This window comes from Methylocaldum sp. 14B (genome assembly GCF_002005105.1).
GTDB lineage: Bacteria > Pseudomonadota > Gammaproteobacteria > Methylococcales > Methylococcaceae > Methylocaldum.
Window position 1 is genome coordinate 176468 of record NZ_MSCV01000008.1, and the last position, 6249, is coordinate 182716.

Sequence of the window (6249 nt, forward strand, 5' to 3'; positions counted from 1 at the left end):
CTTTCAGCGAAAAACCGCATTCCATCAATTACGCGATGGCGTCGACAGTCGGGCATTCCGTCGTTTCATGCGGCGCAATATCCGGGTACGCCACGTCCTACGCAAGCTGACCCTTGTTGTGACCTGTAAAGTGGTGAGGCGGGACGATGGTCCGAGGGCGGACCTCAAGAGCCGGCTGCACCCGGTTGTCGGGCGTCGCCGTGCCCTTTCTCCCATTCGGCGATGCCGCCAGGCACAGTGTAAAAAAGCGGGTGCGGTTCCGGAATGCGGACGCGGGCGATCCTAGCCAGCCATCCCGGATCGCGTGCTTCCAACTTACTCAGTAGATGCAGCCACTCGAATTCCAATTGTCCGCGGCTTACCGCGATACGGCCGTCTGCCTGCGAGCGACTGATCTTTGTCGCCGTAAACCGGTAGCCGCGGCTTGCCGCCTCCGCGTAGACCGCCCTTAGGTACTCGGCAAGGAATCCGACCGGGTCAGGCTGGGTGCGAAAACGATGAAGTTGCGGGTGATGAACGTAGCCCTTCGTTTTTCCTTCGAGTACGGCCTGGGCAAGCAGGGCCTCCCGCCACAATGTGACCAGACCGCATGGGTCGAGATATTTCGGATGCAGACTCCAGAGCCTCATAGCCGCTACTTTTTAACTGTTGTTCAACCAAAAACCGACACCGAGAACGACGCAAGAGTTCGCAGCTTCGAGGTGTATAAGTTGATGGCTAGTTGAGGCGTTTATTGTTTGACTTCGGCCGCTTCCGTTTCACAAAACGAATCACTTGGCACAATCCGAAGCCAATACGAAGCCAATACGAAAGCCCGACCCGTTCACAGGCTGACCCGCCCGACACGGTGAGTTTCCGGGGATATTGGTGGTACGCCCATTACTTTACGCTTGGCGCCGTGATCAGCAACAACGGCCGTCAGGGTCTCGCTGATGCCGGCGCGATCGGAGGACGTACCGTGCCCGGGCACAGGCTTCCGGGAGGACAACGCGACGGCGGCGCCGGAAAGCCATAGAGCGTGTCGCCCGCGAGCGCATAGACCCTTCCGTCGGCGGAGATCGCCGGCGACGAGAGGCCGCCGCCTTCCCAGAGGAACTCCTCGACCACTTGCAGGCTTGCCGCGTCGATGGTGTACAGCTTATCCACGCCCGAGACGAAAATATGAGTGCGCGATGCCGCCGCGGGCGCGATCGATTCCGACGCGAGCGGGATGTGCGGATCAACGACGCCCACGTTCGGATAGGTGCTCACCAAGGTGACCCCGCCGGCCCGGTCCACCATGACGATCTTGCCGTCTCCGGTGATCGTCGGCGTCGTGCCGGTGTGGGGTACGACAACCTCCGTCCAGTCGACCGGATGCGGTCCGGCGAATAGAACCCAGCCTTGCGAATCCGAATTGCCGCGCACGACCGAATGCCCGTCGCCGAGCATGACGGGCGAGGACATGCTGATTCCCCTTTCATCGTTGGTGATGTGCTTGCGGAAGTTCTCTTGAAAGCCGGCCTCTGGCGAGAAGGTGTAGCCGACGATGTTCTGATAATTGTCGGCAACGACCACGAACGGCTCGTTACCGATCGATGTGAACAGGGCCACGCTCGGCATTGGCGGATTGACTTCGGGCGGCAATTCGTTGGGCTCCGGTATCGGTACCGTTTCCTCGAGAAAACAAGGAGGAAGAAAGAAGAATATCCCACACAAAGTCTCGCCGACGCTCGCGCCGCCCGTTATGTCGCCGTAATCCACGGTGGTGACCGGCTGGTTGAACAGAACGCCGCCGCCGGTGGAAAACGCCACGATGCTGATCACGTGGCCGTTGTAGCTACGGTGAAGGACCGGCACGAGGATGACTTCGGTCGCACCGGAGCGCCAGATGTTGGGCGCCGCGCTTGTCACACCCGTTCCGAATTGAGCCGGCGTGAGGGTGCCTTCCGGAAAGGGGGCCGCCCAAAGCATGGCGGCGGTGGAAGTGAATCGATACAGGGTCAACTCGTTACGGGTGACTACCTGGCCGCCGCGATGATCGCGCACGGTCCTCGCGCCGATCACATAGATCGAGCCATCGGCGCCGATGACCGGCGAGGCCACGATTTCATGGCCTGGCGTGTCGCGCGTCCATTTCAACGTACCGTCCGGTGCGAACGCTTTCAGCAGACCGGCCCGATTGCCGAGATAAACCGTACCATCCGCGGCGATGACGGGGCCGGCGCCTATTGCAAACGAGCCGAGATCGGCGACGCGCACCAGGTCGTTTGCAGCGGGTGCCGTATCCACATTGATGAATCCCCTGTTGGCGGCATCGCCGTGCGCATGGTCCCAGGTTGCCGTCGCGCCCGACACTGCCGAGAGCAAGAACGCGGCAAGGATGATGTTTCGAACCGAACAGAGTTGCCTGTGCAGCATGGCTTATTTCCGCTCGTCCGGATTCTCTAAAGGGTCAGTGGACGGATCAGACGTTTACCGTTCATTTCGGCGGCTTCCGTTTCACTCGGCATCGTCGTTTCGCGCGAAGAGATCCTAGGCCTATAGCAAAAGTCTGCCCCCCAAAAAGAAGGACCGCGATGGCCAAACCAACGGGCCCCTTTGCTTCCGCAAATCAATAAGCCCACCAGTATCCCGGTCCCCACAGTTCCCAATTCATGGCGGCATCCTCGTTCATTTCGGCGGCCATTCTTTGATCTTCGGCGATTCTCTGTTGCGTTGCCAATCGCTGGTAGCGCTGGTAAGCCTCCTCCGGCCCCCAATAAACGCACCGGCACGTCGTGGCATCGGCGTAGACGTAATACACCGTGCCGTCCTTCTCGTGCGGCACCAGCTTGTGCTGGGTCAGGCTCTTAACATGGGCGAGCTTGTCCGGGGTGTCGGCGGGTTTTACCTTGAACCCTGCCGCGGCCAGCAATTGCTCGGTGTCCCTCGCCCGGTCGGCCTCCATCGTTGCACAAGACGAACAAAGCCCACCCAGCATCGCAAAGGCCAAAACCCCGGAGAAAATGCGCGGGTTGAAAATACGCTGCGTGTCCATGTTTGAATCACTCCTTTGATCGAAACCTGTCAGCCATTCCTTGTGTGACACCTCTCCACCGGGAATATATCCACAGATATCTACAAATAAGCCCGACCGTTTCCCGCCGTACCCATTTGCCAATTCGGCAATACTGCCGGGTGCCGGGTAACACAAAGCGGGTATGGCTCCGGGGTGCGAACGCCGATGATCCCAGTCATCTCGGATCGCGCGTTTCCAACCGACTGATGAGATGCCGCCATTCGAATTCCAATTGTCCGCGGCTTACCGCAATATGGCCGTTTGCTTGCGAAAGCGCTGAAGTTGTGGGTGATCAATAGCCATGTCTTTCCTTCAAGTATGACCTAGGTACGCAGACCCTCTGGTCGTAAAACAATTAGGCCGTATGGGTCGTGATATTTCGCAATAGGTGGGACATTCGTTTTACTGGCAAACTATGCCGGGTTTCCTAGGCGTTGATTTGAGGTGCATCGAACAGCTTGAGAACCGTCTTGCGCGAGGCGGACCAGCTATGCCCAGAAAAATGAACTCCGAAGCTTCAAAAAAAGAATAAGGACAACATCATGCCCAGCATTTACCAACTCAAACCCCTGTTCCAGCAAAGCCTGAGCGGCATCGTTCGAAAACTGGCGGCTATCGGTGTTACGGCCAATCAGATCACGGTATTGGCGGCGGCGCTTTCCGTCGCTCTGGGCGCGGCGCTGGCGTGGTTTCCGCAGAGCGCGTCATTGTGGCTGAGCTTGCCGGTCTTTTTGTTCGTGCGCATGGCGCTCAATGCCATCGACGGCATGCTGGCGCGGCAGTACGACCAGCAAAGCGCGCTGGGCGGGCTGCTCAACGAAGCGGGAGATTTGGTCTCCGATGCCGCGCTGTATCTGGCGTTCGCGATTTTGCCAGGCGTCCATGCCTGGCTGGCGGTGGCCGTGGTCCTGCTGGCCTGGCTGACCGAGTTCGTCGGCGTGTGCGCCGTGACGGTCGGCGCCTCGCGCCGCTATGACGGTCCCATGGGCAAGAGCGACCGGGCGTTCGTGTTCGGCGCTTGCGGGTTGGTCATCGGGTTGGGGTGGCCTGCCGGGTCCTGGCTCAATGTCGTGCTGACGGTCGTCGCCTTGTTGTCGCTGGTTACGGTGTTGAACCGCGCTCGCGCGCTCCTAAAAGAGGTTCAGTGGGAGGCGCAGTCATGAATTTGACGTACCTGCCCGATGTGTTGCTGTATGCGCTGGCCAGCATTTTTATACTGCTCGCCATCGCTTCGATAATCACTTTCCTGCTCCCGAAGCGGTATCCGAACAAGGACTACACCGAGCTGCGGCTGCGTGTACGCACCTGGTGGCTGATCGTCGCCGTGTTCTGCCTGGTGGTGGTGTCCAGTCCGTCGACGGCGGTGGTGGTGCTGGGGCTGGTGAGCTTTCTCGCCTTCAAGGAATACCTTTCGCTGATCCCGACGCGCCGTGCCGATTATCGCGTTCTGTTCTGGGCCTATCTCGCCATCCCGGTTCAGTACTACTGGGTGCACATGGCTTGGTACGGCATGTTCATCATCTTCATTCCGGTATACATGTTCCTGTTCCTGCCGTTGCGCATGGTACTGGCCGGCGATACACAGGGGTTTCTGCGATCGGCCGGCATCATCAGCTGGGGTTTGATGACCACCGTGTTCTGTCTCTCGCACATGGCTTATCCGCTGGTGTTGCCGCAGCCGGTGGGCGCGCATTACAACGGCGCGACGCTGCTGCTGTTTCTGGTGGTGCTGACGCAACTCAACGATGTCGCGCAGTATCTCTGGGGAAAGAGCCTGGGCAGGCGCAGGATCGTCCCGAACGTCAGTCCCAACAAGACCTGGGCGGGTTTCCTCGGAGGCGTTGCGACCACGACGCTGCTGGCCTGGCTGATCGCACCCTGGCTGACGCCGCTGACGGAGATTGAGTCGTTGTTGGCGGGGCTTTTGATCGGGATTTGCGGTTTCGTCGGCGACGTGGTCATCTCGGCGCTGAAGCGCGATATCGGCGTCAAGGACAGCGGCAGTTTGCTGCCCGGTCACGGCGGCATCCTCGATCGGTTGGACAGCCTCACCTACACCGCTCCGTTATTCTTCCATTTCATCCGTTATCTGCACTACTGATCATGCAGCGCCTGCTCCGCCTGTTATTCGTCCTCTTGGTGGCGCGTCCCGTCACCCTGTTCGTGCTCGGCCTCAATATCCGCAATCGGGAACGGCTGCCGGTGCGCGGCCCGGCGATCGTCGCCGCCAATCACAACAGCCACCTGGATACCCTGGTGCTGTTATCGCTGTTTCCGTTGCGCGATATTCACCGGGTACGTCCCGCCGCAGCGGCCGACTACTTTCTCAGCAAACCCTGGCTCGCATGGTTTTCGCGCAATTTCATCGGCATCGTGCCGGTCACGCGGGGCGGCGGGAACCGCCATCACGATCCCTTGAGCGAATGCCACGAGATACTGGCCCAGGACGGTGTACTCATCATCTTCCCCGAAGGCACCCGGGGCGAGCCGGAAACCATGCAAAAACTGAAGTCCGGCATCGCCCATCTCGCCATGCACTGCCCGCAAGCGACGGTCGTTCCCGTGTTCACGCACGGACTGGGGCGAGCCATGCCCAAGGGCGAGTGCCTGCTGGTGCCGTTTTTCTGCGATATGTTCGTGGGCGAACCGATGCGCTGGACCGGCGACCGGCGCAGCTTCATGGAACTATTGGAGTCGCGGTTCAGGTCCTTGCAATCCCAACTGAATCCGGTAAATCACCTGTACGAAGGCGCCACCAATGCCCCCGAGTCGCACCAATGAGCGCCGCTTTACAGCCACGGCGGAGAATTCCGGCATTTTTGACAGGCTGAGTCCCCATCGCCGGTTCTCGGTCATGCAGCCGTGCCGGCGCTTAGAGCGTTTTCTTCTCGTTCGTACGACAAAACAGGCTCGGCGGAAGTGGTTGGCGCCTTCGGCTGGGGTGAATTGATTCAAGCCTTCGTAGGTCGGCAATCCTTTCCCAATCGCAAACGGTCGCTTTAGTCGCGACCCTTCCGACGAAGGCGCTCGGCCGGGACGTGGCGTCGGGAAGGGGGGCTCCGGCGCTCCAATCGCAAACGGTCATCCCAGGAGCGCTGGGATGACTCTTCCAATCGCAAACGGCCTGGCCGGGAGCGCTGGCCACGCTCTTCCCGAAGACGCCGTTTGCGATTGGAAGAGGCCGATTAAAGGCCCGTTTGCGATTGGAA

At 59.9% G+C, this 6249-nt stretch carries 6 protein-coding genes; 3 read left to right on the forward strand and 3 right to left on the reverse strand.

Annotation, left to right across the window (positions count from 1 at the left end; genetic code table 11):
- Positions 1–164 precede the first annotated feature (164 nt).
- From B2A78_RS08115 to B2A78_RS08125, 3 genes are all read right to left on the reverse strand, one after another.
- Positions 165–629: a pyrimidine dimer DNA glycosylase/endonuclease V gene (locus B2A78_RS08115; RefSeq protein WP_077729456.1), complete on the reverse strand. Its 465-nt coding sequence runs from the start codon at positions 627–629 to the stop codon at positions 165–167.
- A gap of 289 nt (positions 630–918) precedes the next feature.
- Entirely contained in the window at positions 919–2400 is a 1482-nt protein-coding gene (locus B2A78_RS08120) for a PQQ-binding-like beta-propeller repeat protein (RefSeq protein ID WP_077729458.1), read from the reverse strand.
- Positions 2401–2593: 193 nt separating this feature from the next.
- Positions 2594–3019 (reverse strand): hypothetical protein, encoded by a 426-nt coding sequence (locus B2A78_RS08125; RefSeq protein ID WP_205780704.1) that lies wholly within the window; start codon positions 3017–3019, stop codon positions 2594–2596.
- Between the two features lie 563 nt (positions 3020–3582).
- Here B2A78_RS08125 and B2A78_RS08130 point away from each other — a divergent pair.
- The 3 genes from B2A78_RS08130 to B2A78_RS08140 are packed head-to-tail and all read left to right on the forward strand — an operon-like array spanning position 3583 to position 5821.
- Positions 3583–4203, forward strand: a complete 621-nt coding sequence (locus B2A78_RS08130; RefSeq protein ID WP_077729460.1) for a CDP-alcohol phosphatidyltransferase family protein — start codon at positions 3583–3585, stop codon at positions 4201–4203.
- Positions 4200–5141, forward strand: coding sequence for a phosphatidate cytidylyltransferase (locus B2A78_RS08135; RefSeq protein WP_077729462.1), 942 nt, complete (start codon positions 4200–4202; stop codon positions 5139–5141). Before B2A78_RS08130 ends, B2A78_RS08135 begins: the two co-directional genes overlap by 4 nt.
- A gap of 2 nt (positions 5142–5143) precedes the next feature.
- Positions 5144–5821, forward strand: coding sequence for a lysophospholipid acyltransferase family protein (locus B2A78_RS08140; RefSeq protein WP_077729463.1), 678 nt, complete (start codon positions 5144–5146; stop codon positions 5819–5821).
- The last annotated feature ends 428 nt before the right edge of the window (positions 5822–6249 follow it).

Bases quoted from the DNA above. Each gene is read 5' to 3' on its own strand.
- B2A78_RS08115 (WP_077729456.1), bottom strand. From the start codon at position 629: ATGAGGCTCTGGAGTCTGCATCCGAAATATCTCGACCCATGCGGTCTG.
- B2A78_RS08120 (WP_077729458.1), bottom strand. From the start codon at position 2,400: ATGCTGCACAGGCAACTCTGTTCGGTTCGAAACATCATCCTTGCCGCG.
- B2A78_RS08125 (WP_205780704.1), bottom strand. From the start codon at position 3,019: ATGGACACGCAGCGTATTTTCAACCCGCGCATTTTCTCCGGGGTTTTG.
- B2A78_RS08130 (WP_077729460.1), top strand. From the start codon at position 3,583: ATGCCCAGCATTTACCAACTCAAACCCCTGTTCCAGCAAAGCCTGAGC.
- B2A78_RS08135 (WP_077729462.1), top strand. From the start codon at position 4,200: ATGAATTTGACGTACCTGCCCGATGTGTTGCTGTATGCGCTGGCCAGC.
- B2A78_RS08140 (WP_077729463.1), top strand. From the start codon at position 5,144: ATGCAGCGCCTGCTCCGCCTGTTATTCGTCCTCTTGGTGGCGCGTCCC.